Source organism: Campylobacter sp. IFREMER_LSEM_CL2194, assembly GCF_025771685.1.
Lineage (GTDB): Bacteria > Campylobacterota > Campylobacteria > Campylobacterales > Campylobacteraceae > Campylobacter_D.
Genome location: NZ_JAKMQS010000010.1, coordinates 40,964 through 66,632, shown reverse-complemented (window position 1 = coordinate 66,632; position 25,669 = coordinate 40,964). Strand labels below are relative to the sequence as shown.

The 25,669-nt window shown below is 28.8% G+C and carries 22 protein-coding genes; 13 read left to right on the top strand and 9 right to left on the bottom strand.

Annotation, left to right across the window (positions count from 1 at the left end):
• Positions 1-2: 2 nt before the first annotated feature.
• The 7 genes from L8V79_RS06400 (at position 3) to L8V79_RS06370 (ending at position 9,417) form a co-directional block, all read left to right on the top strand.
• Positions 3-221, top strand: a complete 219-nt coding sequence (locus tag L8V79_RS06400; RefSeq protein WP_039618002.1) for a DNA-directed RNA polymerase subunit omega — start codon at positions 3-5, stop codon at positions 219-221.
• On the top strand, positions 205-2,394 hold the full coding sequence (locus L8V79_RS06395) for a RelA/SpoT family protein (protein ID WP_263702943.1): 2,190 nt from the start codon (positions 205-207) through the stop codon (positions 2,392-2,394). The genes L8V79_RS06400 and L8V79_RS06395 overlap by 17 nt, the downstream gene beginning before the upstream one ends.
• 12 nt (positions 2,395-2,406) lie before the next feature.
• Complete coding sequence (tyrS, locus tag L8V79_RS06390; protein ID WP_263702941.1) at positions 2,407-3,609, top strand: tyrosine--tRNA ligase; 1,203 nt, start codon at positions 2,407-2,409, stop codon at positions 3,607-3,609.
• On the top strand, positions 3,609-4,706 hold the full coding sequence (locus L8V79_RS06385; RefSeq protein ID WP_039628221.1) for a nitronate monooxygenase: 1,098 nt from the start codon (positions 3,609-3,611) through the stop codon (positions 4,704-4,706). Before tyrS ends, L8V79_RS06385 begins: the two co-directional genes overlap by 1 nt.
• A complete protein-coding gene (locus L8V79_RS06380) occupies positions 4,699-6,618 on the top strand; it encodes an N-acetylmuramoyl-L-alanine amidase family protein (protein ID WP_263702939.1) in 1,920 nt (639 codons plus the stop codon). Before L8V79_RS06385 ends, L8V79_RS06380 begins: the two co-directional genes overlap by 8 nt.
• The gene (gene mnmC / locus L8V79_RS06375) at positions 6,615-8,453 is read left to right on the top strand and encodes a bifunctional tRNA (5-methylaminomethyl-2-thiouridine)(34)-methyltransferase MnmD/FAD-dependent 5-carboxymethylaminomethyl-2-thiouridine(34) oxidoreductase MnmC (protein ID WP_263702937.1); all 1,839 of its coding nucleotides are present in this window, start codon (positions 6,615-6,617) and stop codon (positions 8,451-8,453) included. Before L8V79_RS06380 ends, mnmC begins: the two co-directional genes overlap by 4 nt.
• Positions 8,454-8,586: 133 nt before the next feature.
• Positions 8,587-9,417: a hypothetical protein gene (locus tag L8V79_RS06370; protein ID WP_263702935.1), complete on the top strand. Its 831-nt coding sequence runs from the start codon at positions 8,587-8,589 to the stop codon at positions 9,415-9,417.
• Here the strand turns inward: L8V79_RS06370 and rseP are convergent.
• Genes rseP through murJ form a run of 9 tightly spaced genes read right to left on the bottom strand, consistent with a single transcriptional unit; the run spans position 9,414 to position 19,721 of the window.
• On the bottom strand, positions 9,414-10,520 hold the full coding sequence (gene rseP, locus L8V79_RS06365; protein ID WP_263702933.1) for an RIP metalloprotease RseP: 1,107 nt from the start codon (positions 10,518-10,520) through the stop codon (positions 9,414-9,416). The genes L8V79_RS06370 and rseP overlap by 4 nt on opposite strands.
• A 1-nt stretch (position 10,521) precedes the next feature.
• Complete coding sequence (pgsA, locus tag L8V79_RS06360) at positions 10,522-11,052, bottom strand: CDP-diacylglycerol--glycerol-3-phosphate 3-phosphatidyltransferase (RefSeq protein ID WP_257928099.1); 531 nt, start codon at positions 11,050-11,052, stop codon at positions 10,522-10,524.
• A gap of 51 nt (positions 11,053-11,103) precedes the next feature.
• Complete coding sequence (locus L8V79_RS06355) at positions 11,104-11,883, bottom strand: enoyl-ACP reductase (protein ID WP_087689753.1); 780 nt, start codon at positions 11,881-11,883, stop codon at positions 11,104-11,106.
• Positions 11,883-12,779 (bottom strand): 4-hydroxy-tetrahydrodipicolinate synthase, encoded by an 897-nt coding sequence (gene dapA / locus L8V79_RS06350; protein WP_263702932.1) that lies wholly within the window; start codon positions 12,777-12,779, stop codon positions 11,883-11,885. Before dapA ends, L8V79_RS06355 begins: the two co-directional genes overlap by 1 nt.
• Complete coding sequence (locus L8V79_RS06345; protein ID WP_263702931.1) at positions 12,769-14,022, bottom strand: M16 family metallopeptidase; 1,254 nt, start codon at positions 14,020-14,022, stop codon at positions 12,769-12,771. Before L8V79_RS06345 ends, dapA begins: the two co-directional genes overlap by 11 nt.
• A complete protein-coding gene (locus L8V79_RS06340) occupies positions 14,019-15,077 on the bottom strand; it encodes a quinone-dependent dihydroorotate dehydrogenase (protein WP_263702930.1) in 1,059 nt (352 codons plus the stop codon). The genes L8V79_RS06345 and L8V79_RS06340 overlap by 4 nt, the downstream gene beginning before the upstream one ends.
• A gap of 51 nt (positions 15,078-15,128) precedes the next feature.
• The gene (locus L8V79_RS06335) at positions 15,129-16,892 is read right to left on the bottom strand and encodes an ABC transporter ATP-binding protein (protein ID WP_263702951.1); all 1,764 of its coding nucleotides are present in this window, start codon (positions 16,890-16,892) and stop codon (positions 15,129-15,131) included.
• Positions 16,885-18,267, bottom strand: a complete 1,383-nt coding sequence (gene cysS / locus L8V79_RS06330) for a cysteine--tRNA ligase (protein WP_263702929.1) — start codon at positions 18,265-18,267, stop codon at positions 16,885-16,887. The genes L8V79_RS06335 and cysS overlap by 8 nt, the downstream gene beginning before the upstream one ends.
• Positions 18,267-19,721, bottom strand: coding sequence for a murein biosynthesis integral membrane protein MurJ (gene murJ, locus L8V79_RS06325; protein ID WP_263702928.1), 1,455 nt, complete (start codon positions 19,719-19,721; stop codon positions 18,267-18,269). Before murJ ends, cysS begins: the two co-directional genes overlap by 1 nt.
• A 125-nt stretch (positions 19,722-19,846) precedes the next feature.
• Here murJ and L8V79_RS06320 point away from each other — a divergent pair, with 125 nt between their 5' ends.
• The 6 genes from L8V79_RS06320 to L8V79_RS06295 are packed head-to-tail and all read left to right on the top strand — an operon-like array spanning position 19,847 to position 25,665.
• Positions 19,847-21,694 carry a FapA family protein gene (locus L8V79_RS06320; protein WP_263702927.1) on the top strand — a complete coding sequence of 616 codons (1,848 nt, stop codon included), beginning with the start codon at positions 19,847-19,849 and terminating at the stop codon, positions 21,692-21,694.
• A 5-nt stretch (positions 21,695-21,699) separates the two neighbouring features.
• Positions 21,700-22,251: a Holliday junction branch migration protein RuvA gene (gene ruvA, locus L8V79_RS06315; RefSeq protein WP_263678993.1), complete on the top strand. Its 552-nt coding sequence runs from the start codon at positions 21,700-21,702 to the stop codon at positions 22,249-22,251.
• A gap of 16 nt (positions 22,252-22,267) precedes the next feature.
• Positions 22,268-23,308 carry a D-alanine--D-alanine ligase gene (locus L8V79_RS06310; protein ID WP_263702926.1) on the top strand — a complete coding sequence of 347 codons (1,041 nt, stop codon included), beginning with the start codon at positions 22,268-22,270 and terminating at the stop codon, positions 23,306-23,308.
• Positions 23,309-23,310: 2 nt separating this feature from the next.
• A complete protein-coding gene (locus L8V79_RS06305) occupies positions 23,311-23,526 on the top strand; it encodes a type II toxin-antitoxin system Phd/YefM family antitoxin (protein ID WP_012661347.1) in 216 nt (71 codons plus the stop codon).
• A 2-nt stretch (positions 23,527-23,528) separates the two neighbouring features.
• Positions 23,529-24,272 (top strand): alpha/beta fold hydrolase, encoded by a 744-nt coding sequence (locus tag L8V79_RS06300; RefSeq protein WP_263702924.1) that lies wholly within the window; start codon positions 23,529-23,531, stop codon positions 24,270-24,272.
• Positions 24,265-25,665, top strand: coding sequence for a Mur ligase family protein (locus L8V79_RS06295; protein ID WP_263702923.1), 1,401 nt, complete (start codon positions 24,265-24,267; stop codon positions 25,663-25,665). Before L8V79_RS06300 ends, L8V79_RS06295 begins: the two co-directional genes overlap by 8 nt.
• Positions 25,666-25,669: the final 4 nt, after the last annotated feature.

Below are 25,669 nucleotides of genomic sequence, written 5' to 3'. Positions count from 1 at the left end.
AAATGAGAGTAGAACAAATAGCTGCAAAAGCATTAAAAAAACTAAAAGATGATAGATATAAACTAGCTCTTGTAGTAGCTAAAAGAGCTGAAGAGCTTGCAAATGGCGCAGAACCTTTAGTAAATTTAGATAAAAATAAATACAAATATACCGACATTGCTTTACATGAAATAGCAGAAGATAAAATCGTTTTAGAGGGATTTATTGAAGCTAGTAAATGATGAGTTATTGTTAGATAAACTTGTTGATGATGTTAAAAATTGTAAGGATTTACAAAGAGCAAAAGAAATCCTTTTTATGGTCTTTCCACAATCTGCTGTTTTAGAAAAAGCGGTAGATTTTTGTATTCAAAAACACGAAGGACAATTTAGAAAAAGCGGAGAACCATATGCGGTTCACCCTATATTAGTGGCTTCTTTTGTGGCATTTTTAAGTCCAGTGCAGTCTATGATTATCGCTGCATTATTGCATGATGTGCTAGAAGATACAAATTGCAATGAAGAAGAATTGAGTTTAAATTTTGGCGAAGAAGTCACCAAATTAGTTCAAGGCTTAACCAAAATAGTCAGTATTAGAGAAGATCATCTTACACGCTCTAATTCTAATGAAAAACTTGCAAAATCTGCTTTGACTTTTAGAAATATGCTTTTAGCTGGTGTTGAAGATGTGAGCGTGCTTGTAATAAAGCTTTGTGATAGATTGCACAATATGCTTACTTTAAATTTTTTAAGAGAAGATAAACAAAAAAGAATCAGCGAAGAAACCTTGGTGGTATATGCACCTATAGCTCATAGACTTGGAATTTCAAGTATAAAAAATTTGCTTGAGGATTTAAGTTTTAAGTTTTTATTACCTGATGAATATGCACAAATTGATAATTATATAAATGCAAAAGATCAACAAATTCAACTTGGATTTAATGAATTTATCTCAAAAATAGAAATGTTATTTTTGGAAAATGGGTTTAGACAAGGTAGTTTTGTTATACACAAAAGAATCAAACATAATTATTCTATTTATTTAAAAATGCAAAGAAAAGGTGTGGGGCTTGATGAAGTTTTAGACCTTTTGGGTGTAAGAATTTTGGTTGAAAAAGTTTATGATTGTTATTTGGCTTTAGGAATTTTACATACACATTTTAATCCTTTAATTTCAAGATTTAAAGATTATATAGCTTTGCCAAAACAAAATGGTTACCAAACCTTACATACAACACTTTTTGATGCAAAAAATATCATAGAAGCTCAAATTCGCACCTTTGATATGCATAAGACTGCTGAATTTGGCGTGGCAGCGCATTGGAAATATAAAGAAGGAAATATAACAACACCAAATTTAGATTGGCTTGCGGATATTTCTATGCATGGTAAAGAAGATGGCAATGCTGTGCAAGATTGTGATGCTATCGAACTTTATGAATATGCAAAAGATAGTTTATATATAGAAGATATAGCAGTATATTCTCCAAAGGGTGAAATTTTTACTTTGCCGCGCGGGGCTACGGCTTTGGATTTTGCTTATGAAGTTCACACCAAAGTAGGACTTCATGCAAAAACTGCGTTTGTTAACCGCATGAGAGTACCACTTTTAACCGTGCTTAAAAATGGAGATATAGTTAGTATTGAAACTTCAGAAGAAGAATTTTTTAGATGTTCATGGATAGATAGCGTTAAAACAGGAAAGGCTAGAGCTAGTATAAGAGATTTTTGCAAGCAAAAGAAAAAAGAATTAAATAACAAAATTGCTGTTAATCTTTTATCTACTGTTTTTAATAAAGATTCTAAACTTATAGAAGAATGGCTTGAAAAAGAAAATTTTAATAAAAAGCTAAGACAAATTGCTTTGGATTTTAATTATTTTAAAGATGTGATTATTGCTCTAAGAAAATATATGGGGCAAAATCAAGTAGCTAAATTTGAACAAAATGAGCAAAAATTTGAAAGCATAGTGATTGGTTCTAATTATAAAATAACCACGATTAATTTTGATTATTGTTGTAGGCCTAAAAGAGGAGATGAAATTATTGCTTTTAGACATTCAACTGGAGCAACGATACACCATAAGCTTTGTGAACAAGCAATGAAAATGATAGAAGATAACAAAGAAATGGTTTTTGTTTTTTGGAATGATAGTTCGATAAAAAGTTACAAAATCATCGTTTCTATAGAAAATAAAAAAGGTTCTTTAGCAGATTTTCTAACTACTTTAGCTAAAATGCAGATTAATGTTTTAAGTATTAACTCAGCTGATTCAGAGCCAGTCGTTGCAAATTATTTTGAAGTACAAGTTGAGTTACCTAATAATATAGATCTTGAGAATGCAAAAGAAAGATTAAAATCTAGATATAAAATTTTAGATTTTACATCTTTAAATGATGCATATAATAATCACTAAAAAAGGTTTTTTATGGATATTAATGAAATTATTAAAGAAATTAAACGAGGAATAGCAGAAATTATTGATGAAGAAAGATTAGTTTCTTTAGTAAAAAATTACTATGAAAAAGGTGAAAATTTTTTTGTAAAGGCTGGTTTTGATCCTACGGCTGCTGATTTGCATTTGGGTCATACTGTGGTTTTGAGCAAAATGGCTTTGCTTCAAAAACATGGGGCTATAGTGCAGTTTTTAATAGGTGATTTTACTGCTCAAATTGGAGATCCAACAGGAAAAAGTGCTACAAGAAAAAAACTTGACAAAGAAGAAGTACTTAAAAATGCTAAAACTTATGAAGAACAAGTTTTTAAGATTTTAGATCCAAATAAAACTCAAATTCATTTTAATTCTAAATGGCTAAATGAGCTTGGTGCTGCTGGTATAGTAGAGCTTACTTCGACTTTTAGTGTTGCTAGAATGCTTGAGAGAGATGATTTTACTAAGCGTTTCAAAGAACAAAGCCCTATATCAATTTGTGAGTTTTTATATCCGCTTTTGCAAGGTTATGACAGTGTTGCATTAAAAAGTGATATAGAAATGGGTGGAACGGATCAAAAGTTTAATCTTTTAATGGGTAGACAGCTTCAAAGAGTATATAATTGCCAAAAAGAACAAGCGGTGATGATGATGCCATTGCTTGAAGGCCTTGATGGTGTAAATAAAATGAGTAAAAGCTTGGGAAATTATATTGGTGTAACTGAAAATGCCAAAGATATGTATGCTAAAGTTTTGAGTATTAGTGATGAATTGATGTTTAGATATTATGAACTTTTAAGTGAAAAAAGCTTAAATGAAATTTCGCAAATAAAAGATGATATTAAAAATGGCTCATTGCATCCTAAAAAAGCTAAAGAAAATTTAGCTTTAGAAATTACTGCGCGTTTTCACTCAAGCGAGTGTGCTTTAAAAGCTAAGGAAGAATTTGACAAAGTCCATAGCGCAAAAGAATTTCCTAGTGATATGCCAAGTTTTACTTTAGAAGGTAGTATTTGGCTTGCAAAAGCTATAGTAGAGTGCAAAATGGAAAGTTCTACTTCAGCTGCTAGAAGATTGATTAATTCAAATGCAGTAAGTGTTAATGGGGAAAAAGTTCAAGATGAACAATTCCAACTAGAAAGCGGTGAATATATTTTACAAGTTGGAAAAAGAAAATTTGCAAAATTAAAGGTAATATGATGAGTTTTAAAGCTTTAAAAATTGGAAAGCATGAGATAAAATATCCTATTTTTCAAGGTGGTATGGGGCTTGGTATAAGTTGGGACAAACTTGCTTCTGCGGTTTCTTTAAATGGTGGATTAGGGATTATTTCTTCAGTAGGAACTGGATATTATGAAAATAGAACACATATAGACAAAGAGTTTAATGCAAAACCTTATGGTAGTGATAATTTTTACTCAAAAGCAGGCTTAAAAGCTTTGATAGATAATGCTAGAAAGGTTTGTAAAGACGCACCTTTAGGCTGTAATATTTTATATGCAAGTAATAATTATGCGCAAATTGCTCGTAATGCTTGCGAGGTTGGTTTTAATGTGATAGTTTCAGGAGCAGGGCTTCCTACAAATTTGCCTGAATTTACACAAGATTATCCTGATGTTGCTTTGGTGCCTATTGTATCATCGGCTAAGGCTTTAAAAATTATCTGCAAAAGATGGCAAAGCAGATACAATCGCTTGCCTGATGCGGTTATAGTTGAAGGACCAAAAAGCGGTGGACATCAGGGTTTTACTTATGAGCAATGTTTAATGGATGAATATCAATTAGAAAATGTAGTACCACAAGTTGCACAAGAAATTAAAAACTGGGGAGATATACCATTAATCGCCGCGGGTGGAATTTGGGATAAGCAAGATATAGAAAAAATGATGTCTTTAGGAGCAAGTGGCGTTCAAATGGGAACTCGATTTATAGGAACTTTTGAATGCGATGCGAGTGATGATTTTAAACAAGTATTGCTAGATTGTAAAAAAGAAGATATTGAGCTTTTAAAATCTCCAGTTGGCTATCCTGCAAGAGGGGTAAGAACTAATCTTTTAAATTTAGTAGATAAAAGAATGGGGCCAAAAATTTCTTGTGTGAGCAATTGTGTTGCACCATGCGGTAGAGGCAAGGAAGCTACTAAGGTGGGTTATTGTATAGCAGATAGATTATATGATGCTTGGAGCGGTAAAAAAGAAACAGGCTTATTTTTTACAGGGGCTAATGGATATAGACTAGATAAGCTTATTAGTGTAGAAGAGCTAATGAAAAAATTAGTTAATGGCGAAGATGCTTAGAATATTTTTTATTTTTTTATTATTTTGTTTTAGTGTTTTTGCTAATATAGAAGTTAAGAAATTTGATCAAAATTTTTTAACTTCTAATTCAGAAGAAAAACTACAATTACACCAGCAGTTAAAATCTTTGTATATACAAAGTGTGATTAATGATAATAATGAAGAAAAAAATGAGATTTTAAAAAGATTAATCATAAGTTCAAATTCTTTAGGCTTTGATGATAAAGCTTATGTGCAAGAGCTTAAAGAAAGCGGAGTAAGTGAAGAAGAAATTTCACGTTTAAAAAATGCTTTAAAAGTTATACAAGATCAAAAAATAAAAAAAGAACAAACAAAAATTGAAACCAATACCACATCACCTATTAATAAAAAAGAAGATAAAAAAGAAGATAAAAAAGAAGATAAAAAAGAAGATAAAAAAGAAGATAAAAAAGAAGATAAAAAAGAAGATAAAAAAGAAGATAAAAAAGCTCCGGTGCAAAAAGAGCTTTTTGTACTTGATGTAAAGAAATCAGATAATGGCATCTTACTTGATTTAAGTGAAAAAATCAGCCAAAAAGACATTAAAAACTTTACTCTCAAAGGCGATAAGAATTTTCGTTATGTTGCAGATTTTGATGGGATTTTAAAAGGACCTAAGAGAACTTTTGAATTTAAAGATTTTGATATTATCGTATCGCAATTTAACCCAACAAGTATGCGTTTGGTCTTAAGTTCAAAAAAAGAATTAAAGATCAAAATAGAGCTTAAAGATCAAAGTTTTTTTATGGGACTTGAAAAAGTAGAAAAAAAAGAAGAACCCAAACCTATAGTTACAAAACAAAATGAAATTAAAAAAACAGAAGTAAAAAAAGAAGTTGTTAAAAATGAGCCTTTATATATTTTAAAATCAAGTAAAGATAAAAATGGTGTTAATTTAAAATTAAACAATGATATTGATATTGAAGATATTAAAATCAATTCTTTTAAAGATGGTAAAACATATCGTTCTATTGTAAGCTTTGAAGCTATTTTAGAAGGCGATAGAAAAAAAATCGATATCAATAAAAATCAATCCATCACAATAGTGCAGTTTAATAAAACTACAGTAAGAGTTGTTTTAAATTCTACTAGTGATTTTAAAACCAATCTTGATTTAGACGATGAGGAATTATTTATAGGATTTGAGAAAAAGGTTAAAAAAACACCAACAAAAACTACTTCAAAAACGGCAAAAGCTACCGTTAAAAAATCAGGTAAAATCATAGTAATTGACCCAGGTCATGGAGGTAAAGATCCAGGTACTTTGGGTGATAAGGGTGTTAGAGAAAAAGATGTAGTTTTAAGTGTGGCTTTAAAACTTGGTAATGAGCTTAAAAAACGTGGATATAGAATTTATTATACTAGAAGTACAGATAAATTTATAAACTTAAGAGATAGAACCTCTATGGCTAATGAAAAAATGGCGGATTTATTTATTTCTATCCATGCAAATGCAGCTCCAAATAAACAAAGAGCTAAAACTTTACAAGGTATTGAAACCTTCTTTTTATCGCCTGCAAGAAGCGAAAGAAGTAAAAAAGCTGCTGAGTTGGAAAATCAATCCGATTTTGAAGAGATGAATTTCTTTTCAAAACAAACCTTTTTAAATTTTTTAAACCGTGAAAAAATAGTTGCTTCAAATAAATTAGCTATTGATGTTCAAAAAAAGATTTTGAGTAATGTAAGAAAAAAATATAAAGTTGTGGATGGTGGAGTTAGAGAAGCTCCATTTTGGGTTTTAGTGGGTGCGCAAATGCCTGCTATATTGATTGAGACAGGTTATATTAGTCATCCTAGTGAAAGGAATAGATTAACAAATAAAAATTTCCAAGAATTATTAGCTATTGGTATTGCTAATGGCATAGAGAGTTATTTTTATAAAAATCAATGAAAAAAGCAAATATTATCATTAAAAACAATGCGCCTTTTTCTTTAAATTTTGATGATTATTATTTTAATTCTAGCGATGGTTTAAGCGAGAGTGAATTTATCTACACTAATGCTTTTGAATTTCAAGCAAAACAAACTATCATTGCAGAGCTTGGTTTTGGTATAGGTTTAAATTTTTTCCTCACTTTAAAGCGTTTTATAAAAGAAAAAAAAGAAAATCAAAGACTATTTTATCTTAGTTTTGAAAATTTTTATATAGAAAAAGAAACATTAAGAGAAATTTATAAAAATCTTGGTTTTTATGAGGAATTTAAAGAGCTTTTAGAACAGTTTTTAAAATTTTATCCCCCATGTAAAGATGGAGTTTATAGATTTTATTTTCAAGATTGTTTTTTAGATTTGGTATTTGGCGATGCTAAAGAAAAGTTGCAAAATTTAGACTTTAAAGCTGATGTTTGGTATTTAGATGGTTTTGCTCCTGCTAAAAATCAAGAGATGTTTGATGAGGATATTATAAACAAAGTTGCCAAAAATTCAAAAATAAATGCCAAGATTTTGACCTTTTCCTCTGCAAGCATTTTAAAAAAAGCTTTAATTAATAATAATTTTCAAGTACAAAAAATTAAAGGTTTTAGAAAAAGAGAAATGATACAGGCTGTTTTTAATGGCCTTGAGTTTGAAGATAAATTTGCTTATTTTAACACTCCAAGTTTAAAAAAAGAGATACAAAAAATAGCCATCATCGGAGCAGGTATAGCCGGAGCTAGTATAGCTTATGAGCTTTCTTTAAGAAATGTTCAAGTAGATGTTTTTGAAAAAGAAAATTCATTAGGAAAAGGTGCTTCTGGAAATATCAATGGAATTTTAAGCTCTTTGATTTTAAAACCTGATGTTTTATTGGGTGAGTTTTCACAATATGCTTTTTTAGAAGCAAGTAGATTTTATAGACAAATTTTAGATTTAATTCCACAAGGGGTTTATGAATTTGCTCATAATGAACTTATGCAAGAGCGTTTTGATAGTCAAAAAGATAATGTTTTATTTGAAATTATCAACAATCAAGCCTTTTTAAAAGATGGAGCATGTATAAAGCCCCAAGAGCTTGTGAAAATGCTTTTACAAAAAAGCAAGGCTAGAGTATTTTTTGAGCATGAATTTAAAGATTATTCTTATGAAAATGAGAAATTTTCTTTGCAATTTAGCAATCAAAAAACATTAAAAGATTATGATGTGTTAATTTATGCTCAAGGTGCTGATGTTAAGAATTTCTTAGAATATAAATACATGAAATTAAGCAGTGTTAGAGGTCAATGTACTCATTTAAAACCATTTTTAAAAAATTCTCATGCTTTATCTTCAAAAGGCTATATTTGTCCTATCAATGAAGAATTAAATTTGCAACTTATTGGTGCAAGTTATGATAGATTTAATCAAGATACAACGCTTTCTAAAAAAGATGATTTGCAAAATATTGAGAATATAAAAGAATTTTTGCATGTTGAAAATTTAGAAATTATGGGTGGAAAAGTAGGATTTAGATCATATTCTAGTGATAGATTTGCCATAATAGGTCAAGCCTATGATGAAAATTTTTATATGCAAAGTTATAAGGCGCTTTTATGGCATAAAAATAAAAGTCAAGTAGCACCAAATGATTTTATTCCTTTATATTTTTCTATTGCTCATGGATCTAGAGCTTTTGCTAGTGCTATTATTGGAGCTAGAATACTTAGCGCATTAATCTTTGATGAGCCAAAAATAGAAAAAGATTTTTTACATGCTACTCATCCTGCAAGATTTTTAATCAGAATGTTAAAAAAGGGAAAAATTTTATAATAAGTAGTTTTTTTGTCTGAAATGCTATTAGCTATATTGTAAAAATATAATGCTATTATAAATATAGAGTTAGCAATATTTCATGATAAATGTGAAATTTTGTATCTTTATAAAATAATACATTAGAGGTTGAGTGAAAAAATACATTTTTTTAAGCTGTATATGCATAAATGCATTTGCTTTAAATTTAGAAGAAAGCTTAGGTGAGGGTGAGGCTAATATTAGCAAATATCAAAAGTCAAACACTGTTTCTAAGCAAGTATTTTTTCAAAAACCACAAGAATACCAAGCTCAAAGTACAGATCTTAGTTCTTTTGCTAGTAATTCTTTAGGTCAAGTTTTAAATTTAAGCTCTAAGGATAAAACGGAGGCTAATTTAGACTATGATGCTTTAAATGTAAATATAAAAAATATTAATTCAATACTAGATTATGAAAATGCTACTTTACTTTTGGAAAAACAAGCAAGAATAGGGCAATTAGAACAAGCTTATTCTTTAGGACTTATTAATCGTTATGAATTTGATGAGTTTAATTTAGGTTTTAATTATTTTAATGATCAGTATAAAGAAGCTTATGAAAAAAATAGTTTTGGTGCTGAATTTCAATTTAGTCATTATTTTAAAGCATATGCTAATCACTATAATATAAAGGAAAATGATAGTGAAGATAGCACAGAGCTTGGTTTGATGTTTGATTTGCCTTATTTGAATGTTTTAAATGTAAATTCTAATATAAAAGAATTACAAAATCAATATAACATTACTTATTCTCCAATTTCTATTTTAGATTTATCACTTAATTATCAAGATGAAAAAACTAGTGCCAAAGATCAAACAGCAATGTGGGTAAGATTTAGACTAAATTATGAGCAAAGTTTAAGTAAGCAATTTTATAATAGTTTTTATCGTAAAAACAATATAAGTAAATTTAATCGCTATGATTTTGCTACTAGGACTTATTAATTACTCATAAAACGAGCAATATCATTATAAGTTACAAACACCATTAAACTTAAAAGCAAAGCCATGCCAAAATAACTAAGATATTCAAAACATACTTTTGGCACTTCTTTTTTAAAGATTAACTCATAAAGGTTAAAAAGTATATGCCCTCCATCTAGCGCTGGAATGGGAAGTAAATTTAATACTCCAAGATTGATAGAAATTAAAGCAGTGATTAAAAATAAAACCACTATGCTAGTATTTGCTGCTTTGGAAGTTATATCCACCATAGTGATGATTCCACCCATATTTTTAGCGTCTAATTCCCCGCTGATGATTTTAGCAAGACCTTTAAAAATAAGTAAAGAAGCTTCTATGCTTTCTTCATAAGCATATTTTAAACTATTAATTCCTGGATGATAAATAGTAACAAACTCACCCTTAGGTGCTATGCCAATTAGTGGTTTTTGAACTTTTTGATAAAACTCATTATAACCTTGATCAATTTGTGGGGTTAGGGTGATGTTGATGAGTTTACCATCGCGTTCTATACTAAGTAAGGTTGGTTTTATATGCACAAGTTTACCGATTTCTTCAAAGCTTTGAATTTTAACTCCATCTATAGCTAGGATTTTATCTCCAATTTGTAAATTTACTTTTTGTGCAGCTGAGTTTGGTGCTATATTGCCAATAACAGGCGCAAGTTTTTGAACTCCTAAAAAACCTATGGCTATATAAAGTAAAAATGCTAAAAAGAAATTAAAAAATGGTCCTGCGAAAAGTATGTAAATTCTAGCTAAAGGACTTAAAGTGTTATAGCTATTTGGTTCGTAATTTTTTTCGCTAGGATTTAAATCATCTTGTCCTTTGAGTTTAACATAACCACCAAAAGGTAGAGCAGATAAGCGATATTCTGTGTTTTTGTAAGTTTTTTTAAAAACAGCTCTTCCAAAGCCTATACTAAAAATTTCTACATCTACTTTCATATGTTTTGCGGCTAGAAAATGTCCTAATTCGTGAAAAAAAATTAAAAAAGATATAACCAAAAGCGTTATTAAAAAGCTAAAAGAATAAAATTTAAAGCCAATAGCTAAGATGATAAATAAAAATAAATATGATTTCAAATTATACCTTTTTTAAATGTTTTGTATAAGCTAGTATGTATTCAAAAGCTGAATAAAGTGTAAGTACTAAGGCAATAAACAACAATGTATTAGCAAAAGGCCATTGCATGATTAAAAATATAATGGCTATCATTTGAAAGGTTGTTTTTATTTTTCCTGCAAAAGAAGCACTTACGTCAAATTTTTCACTCACCATAACCACTCGAAAACCGGTTATAAAAAATTCTCTTACTAGAATAATATAAATCATCCAAGGATCGGCTTTTTGGGTGAGTAATAATCCTAAAAAAGCAGCCAAAACAAGCATTTTATCTGCTAGTGGATCTATAATAGCTCCAAGTTTTGTAGTTTGATTCCAAGTTCTTGCAATATAACCATCAAAAAAATCAGTCAAGGCAGCTATACCAAAAACAACACAAGCAAAATAATTTACCCAACTAGGATGAATATTTTCAAAATCATTAATAAGCAAAAAAAACAAAAGTGGAGCTAATAATATCCTTATAAATGCTAAGATATTAGGTAAATTCATTGTTTATTAATCCTTGTGTTTAAAGAAAATACCCCAAAATGGGGTAATGAATCATTTAAAAGTTGTACCACCATCTACGATTAAGGTGTGTCCTGTGATCCAATTTGCTTTATCAGAACATAAAAATAAACATGCTCCTGCTAAATCTTGAGGCTGTCCAATACGGTTTAATGGACTAAGATTAATAGTTGCATTTTTAACTTCTTCATAATTTGTGAATGCTTTAAGCGCGTCAGTGTCAATTGGTCCACCACTTACTACATTTACACGGATGTTTTTAGAACCAAGTTCAGTTGCAGCATATCTTGCCATAGCCTCAACTGCTGCTTTAGCTGTACCGTGTCCTGCATAGTTTTCAATATGTACTAAATTTCCTGTTGAAGAAATAGATAATATACTACCTCCACCAACTTTTTCCATTCTTTTTGCTGCTTCTTGTGCTCCAACAACAAAAGCATTTACAGTTGCTGTGAAAATATTATTAATACCTTTTGGTTTTAATTTCATAAATTTAGTATATCCACCTACAACAGCACGACCTGAGATAATAGCATTAGAGATGAAAAAATCTATTCTGTCAAAATCTTGATCGATTTTTTCAAATAATTCTTTATAAGTTTCTGGTTCAAGTATGTTAAACTCGTAAGCCTTTGCTTTGATTTTATAGTTATTTTCTAAATCTTTTACAATTTCTTGAGCTAAATCTGCATTAGAATTATAAGTAAAAGCTACATTGGCTCCTGCTTTTGCAAACTCATATACAATAGCTTTACCAATCCCTCTTGTTCCACCGCTAATTACTAAAGTTTTATTTTGAAAAAAAGTATCCATTAAAATCCTTTGATATTATAGTTTTTCATAATCGCTTCTATTTTTGCTAAATTGCAATCACTAGGTTTACAAAGTGGCAAACGATATTCTAAGGTAGGAGTTAAACCTGCTATATACATTGCTGCTTTAATAGGTATAGGATTGCTTTCGCAAAATAAAATTTTATTGATATTATACAACTCATCATTAATTTTTTTAGCTTCGATGTATTTTTCTTCTAAAGCTAGATGAGTTAATTTTGAAATCATATCAGGAAGTAAATTTGAAGTAACTGAAATCACACCTTTACCGCCATTTGAAAGTATAGGATAATTAATCGCATCTTCTCCGCTTAAAAGCATCATTCTAGGCTCATGTGCTAGCAAATCAACGCATTTATCAATGCTCCCGCTAGCTTCTTTTACCCCATAAATATTTTCACAATCTCTAAATAATCTTATAATGGTTTCTGTTTGAAGCTCACAACCTGTTCTTCCTGGGACATTATATAAAAGTACAGGTATATCTATGCTTTTTGCTATTTCTTTATAATGTAAATACAAACCTTCTTGTGTAGGTTTGTTATAGTATGGAGTAACGCTTAAAATACCATCAGCTCCATGCTCTTGTGCAAATTTAGCCAAACTTACAGCTTCATGGGTAGCATTGCTTCCTGCTCCTGCTAAAACCTTACAAGAACTTCCCTTGCAAGCATCTAATGCTATTTCTATACAAATTCTATGTTCTTCATGGGTTAAGGTGGCACTTTCTCCGGTTGTTCCAACAGGCACTACTGCATTAATCCCATTTGCTATTTGTCTTTTGATGAGTTTGTGGTAAGTTTGTTCATCTAATTTTCCATTTTTAAATGGAGTTATTAAAGCTGTCATTGCTCCTATAATGATTTTATTGTCCATTTTCACCCCTTTTTAAGATTATTGTAGTAGATTTGTTTTCATTGAAATATTTTCTAGCACAATGAATTAAGTCATCTTTGCTTAGATTTTCTATATTTTTTTCATAATCAAGTAAAGGTTTTAAATCGCCTTTAGCAAGATAAGATCCATAAATATTTGCAACGCTACTTGCATTGCTTAGTGAAAAAATAAAATCACTTTTTACGGTGTTTTTGATTTTTTCCATGATAGTATCATCAAATTTAGCATTTTTTACATCTTCAAGAATTTTTAAAAGCTCTTTTTCAACATCTTCTGCTTTTATACCTTCATTGCAAACACAAATAAATATAAATAAATTCTCATCTATATTTTCACTTGCATAAGCATAAAATTCATTGATAAGTTCTAATTTATCAATTAAAATTTCACTTATTAAAGAACTTTTTCCATTTCCTAAAAGCTCACTCAATGCGCAAAGTTTTGGCATATCTTCATGATTAAATGCAGGAATTTTGTATGCAAGTGCTAGTAGTTGCGTATCGCTTTCTTTGTGCAAGATCACGCGTTTAGCACCATCTTGTTCAGGTTCTTTTTCATGAACTATAGGGATTTCTTTGGTGTTTTTTATATCTTGAAAATGTTTTTTAGCAAGATTGAAAACTTCATCTTCATTAATATCGCCACTCACAAGCAAAATAGCATTTTTGGGTTGATAAAAAGTTTGATGAAAATCTTGTATATCTTCTATTTTCCAATTTTGTATATCTTTAAAAAAGCCTATTGGAGTCCAATGATATGGATGATGTAAAAAGGCATGATTGTATAATCTAAAATATAAATATCCTAAAGGATTATTATCAGTTCTCCAACGCCTTTCTTCTAAAACTACATTTCTTTCAGGCTGAAACTCATCATCTTTTAAATTTAAATTACGCATTAATTCAGCAAAAAGCCACAAAGATTTGTCTAAATTTTCACTAGAGCATTTTATAAAATAATGCGTATAGTCAAAACCAGTACTTGCATTATCCACTCCACCAAAACCCTTGACTATCTCATCAAATTCGCCTGCTTTTAAATTTTTTGTACTTTTAAAATTTAAATGTTCAAGCATGTGAGCTATGCCGCTTTTTCCCATTTTTTCATTTCTTGAGCCAACTTTATAAAAAATATCTACACTTATAACCCCGCTTTTTTTATTTACAGGTAAAGTGTAAATTTCAAGTTCATTTTCAAGGGTGATTTTTTTATAATTAATCATTTAAAATTAACTCCTATAGCTTGACTAATATGATTAAAACCATCTTGTTTTAAAAGTTCAATTAATCCTTGATTGATATTTTTAACAATGCTTGGTCCTTTAAAAATCATAGCTGTATAAATTTGAACCAAACTAGCCCCATTTTTAATGCGTTCATAAGCAAGTTCAGCACTATCTATGCCTCCACTTGCTATTAAAATAGTATCTTGATAAATTTCTTTAGCTACTTCTTTAAAAAATGTCGCACTTTTTTGAGTGATTAATCTACCACTAATTCCACCAAAGGTTCTTGTATTATCAATTAAAGAATAATCTATACTAGTATTTGCCATGATAATACCATCAGCTTTTGCTTTAATAGCACTTTTGCAAAGTGAAATTGCGCTATCTATATTCATATCTGGAGCAATTTTTAAAATCACAGGTTTATTTGTGATTTCTTTTGCTTGGTTAAATAAAGTACTTACAAATTCCTCACTTTGTAAATCTCTTAAATTTTTGGTATTTGGAGAGGATATATTAATCACAAATAAATCACATAAATCTTTAAATTCTTTTAATAAAATAATATAATCATTAATAGCTTCTTCATTTGGGGTGATTTTGTTTTTACCTATATTTGCCACTAAAGGTATGCTAAAAGGATAGACTTTTTTTACTTCTTTTGCAATGGCGTCTTTACCTTTATTATTAAAACCCATAGCATTTTGAATACTTTCTTGTTCAACAAGTCTAAAAAGTCTAGGTTTTTCATTACCATTTTGAGGTTTTGGAGTAAAAGTTCCATACTCTAAAAAACCAAAACCTAAAGCACTTAGTGGTCTTATCATAGTTGCATTTTTATCAAAACCACCTGCTAAACCCACAGGATTATAAAAATTCAGATTAAAAATTTCTTGATTTAAAATTTCATCATTTATTACACAGTCTTTTGCAAAAAAACTAAGCCCTCCAGGAAATATACAATCTAGCGTCCGCATACTAAATTCAGCCAGAGCATGAGCATTTTCTGGATCTAATTTATATATTAAAGGTTTTAAGCTTTCATAAGTCATATTTTTCCTTTATTTGCAAAATAGCATATTGTACTAAAAAAATGATAATTTTTAGTTTTCATTTTCTTTGACTTTATCAGTTTTTTGTACTTTTTGTTTTAATTTTTGATAAATTTCACAATGTTGCATTAAATAAGCATCATTTCCTATAGAAGTTATTTTTCCTTTATCAAGCACAGCGATTTTATCGGCATTTTCTATGGTGCTAAGTCTATGAGCGATGATGAGTATCAAACGATCTTTTTTTAAGCTTTCTATAGTTCTTACTATGGCTTTTTCGCTTTCATTATCAAGTGCTGAAGTTGCTTCATCAAAAATTAAAATTTGAGGATTTTTATATAAAGCCCTTGCTATAGCAATGCGTTGTTTTTGTCCGCCGGAGAGATTTTTTCCATGTTCTTTTAATTCAGTATGTATACCACCAAGTTCTTGAACAAAATCATAAGCATTAGCTTGTTTTAAAACCTCTACTACACGTGCTTCATCATATTCTTTAGCATAAGCTATATTTTGAGCTATAGTGTCATTAAATATATAAATATTTTGAGTTACCAAAGAGATATTTTCTCTTAAACTAACAATATCAAAAGAGCTAATGTCTTTTTGATTGATTAAAATTTCACCACTATCTTTTTCAAAAAAATACATCAAAAGATTGATAATAGAAGATTTCCCGCCACCGCTTGATCCAACTAAGGCTAGAATTTCTCCTTTGTTAAAAGAAAAATTTACATCTTTTAATACCATTTTATCTTTTTGATAGCTTAAAGAGACATTTTTAAAATGGATATTTTGGATATTTTCTGTAAGTTTTTCTTCACCACCTTTAATTTGTGGTTCTAAATCAGTTAAATAAAAAGTTCTCTCGCTAGCTGCTACTGCATTTTGTAATCTTGTATAAAGTGAAGAAAGTCTTTTAATAGGAGTATAAGCCATAAATAAAGCTGTAGTAAAACTAAAAAAAGAACCTATACTTAAACTTCCATCGATTACTTCTTTACCACCTATTATAATTACTATTGCAAAGCCAATTGAACCCATAGATTCCATTAAAGGGCTACTCAAAGCTTCGATTCTAATGCCCTTTAAGGAAAGTTTACAAACTTCGCTATTAGTTTGGCTGAATTTTTGCATTTCATTTTTGCCTGCATTGGAAGCTTTAATAAGTTCTATATTGGAAAAGATTTCACTTAATCTTGAAGTAAGATCAGAATTTTTTTCTTGGGTATTGCGTCCTATTTTTTTGATTTTTTTAGCAAAAATAACAAGAGGGTAAATTGCTAAAGGTAAAATTACTAAAGCAAAAAAAGCAAGTTTTGGACTTTGATAAATCACTACGCTTAAAAGTCCAATGGCAGTTAAACTTTCTCTTAAAATTTCAGGTATGATAGTAGAAACTATATTTTGCAAAGCTCCAATATCAGAAGTACACCTGCTGATTAATTCCCCGCTTCTGTATTTATGAAAAAAACTCATATCTAAGCGCAAAAGATTGCCAAGAACTAATTCTCTTAATCTTCTTAAGATATCTGTCCCAACATAAGATATATAATAAACTTGCATATAAGCACCAAGATTTTTTAAAGCATAAATTAAAACAACAAGTAAAGGCATGTAGTAAAGCAAATTAACATTTTTTTCTATAAAAATTTTATTTAAAATAGGCTCTATGATGTATGCGCTAGCTGCTGTGCCACCGCTAGTTAAAAGCATACCTATAATAGCTAAAACAAAATAAAACCAATAATCTTTATAATAAGGCTTAAAGCGAGTAAAAACCTCTTTAAGCTTCATTTCTTTGTAGTTTTTATCCATTTTTCTCCCATACCACACCATTTGGTGTATCCATTAAAAGAATATTCTCTTTAGCTAAATCATCACGAATTTGATCTGCTAAGGCATAGTTTTTTTCTTGCTTTGCCTTGTTGCGTAGAGTGATTTTTTCTTCTATTTCTTGACATTTTTCTTCACTAATGCCAAATTGAAAATATTTTATGGTATCTATGAAGCCTATACCAAAAATAAAAGCAAGTTCTTTTAAGGTTTTTTCTACTTGTATTTTATAAGTTTTATCTTTTGGGTTTTGATCTAAGTAAATATTACTTTCATTGATAAACTCATCAAGTAAAGCTAAGGCTTTAGAGGCATTTAAATCATCATTTAAAACTTCTAAGATATTTTTAGCTACTTCACTTTCTATGGTAGTTTTTTCATCTATAAAAACATTTAAATTTAAGCGTTTTTTTAAGCGGTAAAATTTATCAAGTCTTTTTTTAGCAGCTTGTAAGTCTTCTAAAGCATAGTTAAAATGCGCTCTATAATGCACACTTAAAAGATAAAATCTCAAAACCTCTCCACTAAAAAGTTTTAAAGAATCTTTTAGAAAAAAGCTATTTCCCAGGCTTTTGCTCATTTTTTCACCATTAATTTGTACAAAGCCATTATGCAACCAAAAATTAGCTAATTCATGATTGTTTTTACAACGACACTGGCAAGCTTCATTTTCATGATGAGGAAAAAGTAAGTCTATGCCCCCTGCGTGAATGTCAAGTTTATCTTTAAAAATACTTTCTATCATCACAACACATTCTGTGTGCCAACCTGGTCTTCCTTTGCCAAAACTTGCAGGATAAAATTTTTCATCAAATTTCCATAAAACAAAATCGCTATCGTTTTTTTTAGCCACGCTTTCTTCAAGGCGTGATTGATTGTCTTCTAAATTTCTTTTAGAGATATAAAAGTATTTATCATCTTTGCTGGTATCAAAATAAATCCCATCTTCAAGTTTATAAGCTAGGTTTAATTCTAAAAGTTTTTCTATATATGTAATCATTTGCTCAATATAAGTTGTAGCTTTTGGTTTAAAATCAGGTTCTAAGATATTAAGCGCTTGCATATCTTCTTCATATCTTTTAATATAAAAATTTGTAATTTCTTCTAAGCTTTTACCACTTTCTTGCATTTTTTTTAAGATTTTATCATCAATATCAGTGTAATTTCTAGCAAAAACTACTTCATAATCATTTGCTATCAAAACTCTTCTTAAAAAATCAAAACACACACTACTTCTTGCATGTCCTAAATGCGCATCATCATATACAGTAGGCCCACATAGATAAATATTTACTTTTTTTGCCTCATGTGGGATAAATTCGCATTTTTTCTTTAAAACACTATCAAAAAAAATCATTAAAACAAACCTTTAAAAAAATGATAAATTTCAATTAAAAATTGTATTAAAATATCTTTAATTTCAAATAAGCCTAAAGCAAATAAACTTAAAAATACTATGCTGATAAACCAAAATTTAACCCTAAAAATACCCCAAAGATTTTTAAAGCCAAATTCTTTTATATTAGCATATAATAAATAAAAAGCACTAATAGATGAAGCTAATGCAATGCCTAAGCTCTTATAAGCTTCTTCTTTAATAAGTAAAATAATCACTATGCTAAAAAATGCTGATATAAAAAGTGTTTTAAAGGCTATTATAGCGGCTATTTTTTGTTTAAATTTAGCATAAAGCCACAAAGAGAAAAGTTTTTGCAAACCAAAAGGTAAAAGTCCTAAAAGATAAGCTTGTAATAAAAATGCAGTGATTTTTGTATCTTCTTGATTAAAATTTCCTCTTTGAAACAAAAACTCCACAATTTCTTTAGCTAAAATAATCCCAACTATACTAGCTAAAATTAAAAGCACGCTTAAATACTCAAAAGCTTTTTGCATAAAAGCCAAGGCTTTTTGTTCTTCATTTGCTTTTAAATGTCTTAGTATTTTGGGAAAACTTACTTGACTTAGAGCGATTGCAAAAAGAGCTAAAGGAAGCTGAAAAACTCTGTTAGAATAATACAAATACGAAATACTTCCAGCCATTAAAAAACTAGCTATAGTGGTATCTAATAAAGAACTAATTTGATTTGCCGAAGAGCCTAAAAGTCCATGAGTAAATGTAGAGTGGAACTTATCTAAATTAGTCTTTGTTTTTTTAAGTTTTATGCTTAAATACATACTTTTTAAAATTCTAGTATTTTTTAAAGCAAAAATATGCCATATAAGTTGAGCTAGACCACTTAAAACAGTCGCATATGAAAAATAATACAAAGCTTCTAAAGGTTCATCTTGACTAACAAAAAATCCGGCAATCACGACAAAAAGATTAAAAAATGAAGCAGAAAAAGAAGTGATGAAAAAATTTTGTTTATAATTTAACAAAGAGCCTAAAAAAGTTACTAAAAAAATAAAAAACAAATACCAAAAATTAATAGAAACTAAAGGCGCGGCTAGAATGATCGTTTCTTTGTTAAAACCAAAGGCAAAAATCTTTGTAAAAAATTCAGCAAAAAAACTCACTAAAACACAGGTTAAAAACACTATAATACTAAATTGCAATAAGACATTTATACAAAAAGCACCTTTTTTACTTGCTTTTAAAAAACTTGGTAAAAAGGCTTGTCCAAAGGCTCCTTCAGCGAAAATTCTTCTAAAAAAAGCAGGCATTTTTAAAGCTACAAAGAAAATATCACTATAAATTCCAGCCCCTAAATACAAGGCTAAAACAATATCTCTTAAAACACCCATAATCCTAGAAAATAAAATTCCTAAGGCATTGATGATAAAATTTTTAAAAATAATATTTTTTCTCATTAATTTTCATTCTTTAAATATTAGTTTGAGTATTATAAAATTTTTTAGTAGCAATAATTTTAACTAAATTTTGATTTTATTTTTGCTAAAATCAAAATTTTATACACAATAAGGAAGCTTAAGCTATGGAAGAGAAGAAAATTTTATATACTAAAGACCCTTATAAAGAGCTTTTGATATTTGCTTCTGAAAATAAATGCGAAGTTGATGAACTTGATTTTAGATTATTAAGTTTTAGTACTTCTTATACTTATGATAATCAAGAATGGATAAAAGTTAATGAAAAAGAATTAAAAATTTTTGAAGAAGATGAAAAATTTTTAATTCATGATTTAAGTATAGAGCAAGAGTATAAAATAGAAATTTATTTTAAAAAATTTGCACACTCACCAGCTTTTGAGATCAGTTTATACACTAATGAAATTTGTACTTTATTAAAAGCTAGTGTTAAAGCCAGTGAAATTATTGCTTTTCATGATAAATTGGCGCTAGAACTTTTAGAAGCTATTTACAAAGCGATGATAAAAGAGAAATATTTGCTCGGATTTAGAATTTTTGATTTTAAAAAGCAAATTATTGATTTTAATACTAAAGTTAAAGAAAAGCAAAAATTTGATTTTGAAGTTGAATTTGAAGTATGCAAGGGAGTTAATCCTCAAGAGCCTACAAATGAAGAAATTCAATATCACTACCTAGAAAATCTAAAAAAGCACAATGATGTGATGAATAGAAGCTATGTAGCACCCATAGGAAAAGATGAGGTGGCTATTGAGAGGATTAAACCAAAAGAGGGTAGTGATGGCAAGGATTTAAGATTTAAAATTTTAAAAGCACTTCCACCAAAAACAAATAAAGAAAAAGTTGTTTGTTCGGATAATTTTGAAGTTAAAGAAGATGATGAAAGCATAAAATATATTGCCAAAAAAGATGGCTTTATTATCCAAAAAAAATCTATTTATGAGATAGAAAATTATTTAGAATTTAATAAGGTTGATTTTAAAAGTACGGGTTCTATTTGGGCGGGTTTTGATAAACAAGTTATCATTGTGATTAAAAATACAAATAGTTTAGAAGATGCAATAGGTCCTAGGATTACTGTTGAGGCTCAAGAATTAGAAGTTACTGGTAATATGGCTCAAGATTCTGTTTTAAGAGGTAAAAAAGTAATTCTTAAAGGTAATATGCATCATAAAAGCACTATTATAGGGCAAAAGGTTGAGGTTAATATCTTAAGAGGATATTGTGAGGCCGAGGAAGTTTTTGCTGAAACTTTAGAAAATGGTTCTATTAAGGCTAAAAAAGTAAATATTAAAAAGGCTGTGGGTGGAGAGATTATTGCGGATGAAATTTACATACAAGAGCTTGGTGGTAATTGTTTGTGTATTGCTAAAAGCTTGATTCATGTTGAAAAAGTTCAAGGAAGTGGTAATAAACTTGTAATTCAAGATCTCAAAGCTTTTGATAAAGAAAAAAGTGGAGAAGAGATACTTTTGCATATTGAAGAGTTAAAAAAAGAACAAGAAAATTTAGTCAAAGAAATTGAAGAAACCAAGCATACTATCCATGTGAGTAAAGATTCTGTGAGAATTTTACAGCAAAAGGCAAAAGAATTAATGAGTGCAAAAAGAGCTATACCGCAAGCTTATAAGATTACTATTAAAGATTTTAATCAAAAGATTGAAAATTTAAATATTTTAGCTAATAAAATAGAAACCTTAAAAGAAGAAGAAAAAGCAAATATAGAAAAACTTAAAAAAATTCAAGATGAACTTTTAAAATCAAAAATTATTAATAAAAGTGGAAAATGGATGGATTTAAACGAGGTTAAATTTGTTTTATTAAATCCTAGGAAAGAATTAAGCTATCATCCTCATAGTGAAGAAAAAATTCAATGTTTTGAGCTTGAAAAAATAGATACTGAAAACGGGATGAGTGTTTATGAAATTCGCTCTATTAGTAATTACAAGGAATAAGCTAAATGATAGTGGCAATTGAAGGAATAGTGAGTAAAAAAGAACCTACTTTTGTTGTTTTAAAAACTTCAAGTGGGGTAAGTTATGGTGTTTATGTGTCGCTTTTTTGCTCAAGTAATTTTGAAAAAGATCAAAAGGTTGAGTTTTTAATCACACAAATTATCAAAGAAGACTCTCATAAATTATATGGATTTTTAGATATTAATGAGCAAAGAATGTTTGAATTATTAATTAAAATTAGTGGTATAGGAGCAACTACTGCTATGGCACTTTGCTCAAGCTTAGATACTAATACTTTTTATGCAGCTTTGCAAAGTGGTGATGAGAGTGTATTTAAAAAGGTTCCTGGTATTGGTCCAAAGAGCGCAAAAAGAATTATAGCTGAGTTAAGTGATGCAAAAATCAATATAGAAAATTCTAATCAAGACCAAGCACAAGCTTTGGCAGCTTTACTTTCACTTGGTTTTAAACAAGAAAATATTTTAAAGGTTTTAAGAACTTGTGAGAGTAAAAATACTAGTGAGCTTATTAAAGAGGCTTTGAAAAAATTAGCATAATAAAAGGAAAAATATAATGATATATGGTGTAATTTTTGGTGCAAATTCTTATGAGCATGAAATTAGCATTGTGAGTGCTGTGGTATTAAAAAAAGTACTTAAAGCGCAAAAAAAATTTATATTTTGTGATAAAAATAAAGAATTTTTTCTTATAGATGAAGAAAAAATGAATGCAAAAACTTTTAGTAGTGGTGCTTATAAAAAAGAAAAAGCCTTGGTGTTAAAGCAGGGTGGGTTTTTTATAAAAACTATGTTAGGCGAGAAAAAACTTGACATTGATGTAGCGGTAAATATCGTACATGGAAAAGATGGCGAAGATGGCAAAATAGCTGCTTTGCTTGATTTTTATGGTATAAAATACATAGGACCGCGCATAGAAGCTAGTGTTTTATCTTTTAATAAGGTTTTAACTAAACTTTATGCACAAAGTGTAGGGGTAAAAACACTTGATTATAAGGTTTTAAATTTGCATAAAGAGCAAAATGTTTCTTTAGACTTTCCTTGTATTTTAAAGCCTGCAAGATTAGGTAGTAGCATAGGTATAAGTATAGTTAAAGATGAAAGTGAGCTTAAATATGCTAAAGATGTTGCTTTTGAATTTGATGAGGATGTTGTGGTTGAAAAATTTGTAAGCAATATTAAAGAATATAACTTAGCAGGTTGTATGATAGGTGAAAAAATGGAATTTTCTATCATTGAAGAGCCTAGAAAAAATGAAATTTTAGATTTTGAACAAAAATATTTAGGTTTTTCAGAAAGTTCTAAAGTCAGTGAAGCGGATATTAGTGAAGAATTAAAGCAAAAACTAAGGGATAATTTTACGAGAATTTACAATCCTTTATTTAAAGGAGCTTTGATTCGCTGTGATTTTTTTGTGATAGGTGATGAGGTTTATTTAAATGAGATCAATCCAAATCCAGGATCATTGGCAAATTATTTATTTGAAGATTTTACTAACACAGTTGATAATTTAGCAAAAAATATAGAGCTAGAAAAGCAAATTAAGATTGATTATGCTTTTATTCACAGTATTAATGGGCAAAAAGGTAAGTTATAATCATGGCTACTTTTAGCAAAGATGAAATTTATACCGCAACTGAAGTAGTAAGAAATTTCAGTACTATGCTTGAAAAAACAAAAAAGAGCGAAAATGGTAGAGTGGTGATAGTAAAAAATAATAAATTTGAAGCCGTGCTTTTAAGTTTTGAAGAATATGAGCGTTTAAATGAAGCTGTAATGCTTTTAGAAAAGATTTATAAAGATAAAAAAGGCTAGAAATGGCAAAAACTAGAGTATATTCTAATGGATATTTTTATAATTTAAGTTATGAAATCATCAATCCAAAATGTGAAAAAACAATTCTTATTTTACACGGTTGGGGTGCTAATAAAGAGCTTATGAAACAAGCTTTTGAAAAGCCTTTAAATGATTTTAAACAAATTTATTTAGATTTGCCTGGTTTTGGAAATTCAAGCATAGATGCGCCTATGGATTCTTATGCTTATGCCAAGGTTGTAGAAGACTTTTTAACTACAATTGAGCAAAAAACAGATTATTTAATGGGGCATTCTTTTGGTGGAAAAGTTGCGACTATTATGTGTCAAAATGCTAATTTTCAGGGTTTGATTTTACTTTCTAGCGCAGGTGTGGTTTTGCCAAAAAGCTTTAAAGTGAGGTTTAAAATAGCCTTGTTTAAAATTTTAAAAAATCTTCCTTATGGGGATTTTTGGAGGAAATTTTTTATTAGCAAAGATGCTCAAGGCATGAGTGAGGTGATGTATGAAACCTTTAAGAAGGTTGTTAATGAAAATTTAGAAAATGAATTTCAAAAGCTTAAAAACCCTATTTTGATTTTTTGGGGTAATGAAGATAAGGCTACGCCTTTAAAAAGTGGAGCGATTATCCACTCTCTAGCACAAAAAGGAAATTTTTTTGCATTAGATGGGGATCATTTTTTCTTTTTAAAACATGCTGATTTTATAAATGAAAAAATACATGAGGAATTTTTAAAAAATGATTAGTATGATAGCCTTTTCAAGTTTGAATTTTTTACTTGGATTTTACCTGATTTTAGCTTTGCAATGGTATTCTTATAAATTCTCACGCATAATTTTACATTTTGCTAAGCTTTTGTGGCATTTATATTTTTTAATAATTCCTTATTTTGCTTTTGTGTTTTCTTTGTATAGCGGAAATTTTTATTTATATTTTATAGTTTTTGCTTTATCTTTGTTATATGGTGGGTACTTATATAAAAATTTAGATAAAAAGCTGGTTTTTACTGCTAGGATTAAGCGTTATTTTTTATTTTTGTCGCTTTTTACTTTAGTATTTATGCCATTTTTTTGGATAGGTTTAGAAGCTTTAGTAGCTGCATTTTTATTAAGCTTTTTAGTAGAAAAAATAAACCAAAATACATTTATAAAAAAAGCAAATAAAAAAATTTGTGATAATCCAAATTTAAAAATTATTCTAATTACTGCTAGTTTTGGAAAAACAAGTATAAAAAATTTTTTATACGAACTTTTAAAAGATGAGTTTAAGTGCTATAAAACTCCAAGAAGTGTTAATACTTTCATGGGTATAGTAAAAGATATCAATGAAAATTTAGAAAATAATACTGAAATTTATATTGTAGAAGCTGGCGCAAGAGAGCAGAATGATATTTTAGAAATTACAGAGTTTTTAAATCCTCAAATTTGTATAGTAGGTGAGATTGGTTTGGCGCATTTGGAGTATTTTAAAACTCAAGATAATATCCGCAGTGCTAAGTTGCAAGCTTTAAAATCCAAACGTTTGGAAAAATACTTTTTACACTCAAGCACCTTATATGAAAATGAATTTTATGATAATTGTTTAAGTGATGTTAGGGCAAGTTTAGAAGGTTTAGATTTTAAAATAAGATTAGATGGTAATATTTATGATTTTCATGCGAATTTATTAGGTGCTTTTAATGCTTATAATATTAGCGTGTGTATTTTACTTGCTCATTATTTAGGAATAAAAATAGAAAATATTATAAAAAGTGTATTAAATTTAAAAGCAGTAGAGCATCGTTTGCAAGTGATTTCTAAAGAGCCTAAATTTATTATAGATGATGGTTTTAATGGAAATTTTAAAGGTATGAGTCAAAGCTATGAGCTTTGTAAAAGCTATCAAGGAAGAAAAGTTTTGGTAACTCCTGGTATAGTTGAAGTTAATGAAGAAGAAAATATAAAATTATGCAAGATAATCAATGAATGTTTTGATTTTGTAATTATTACTTCAGAGGCTAATAGCACGATTTTGCAAAAATATATTACATTAGATTTTTATGTATTAAAAGAAAAATCTCAACTTGTGCAAACTTTATCAAAATTAACCCAAAATGGAGATTTGATTTTATTTTCTAATGATGCGCCAAGTTTTATGTAAAACC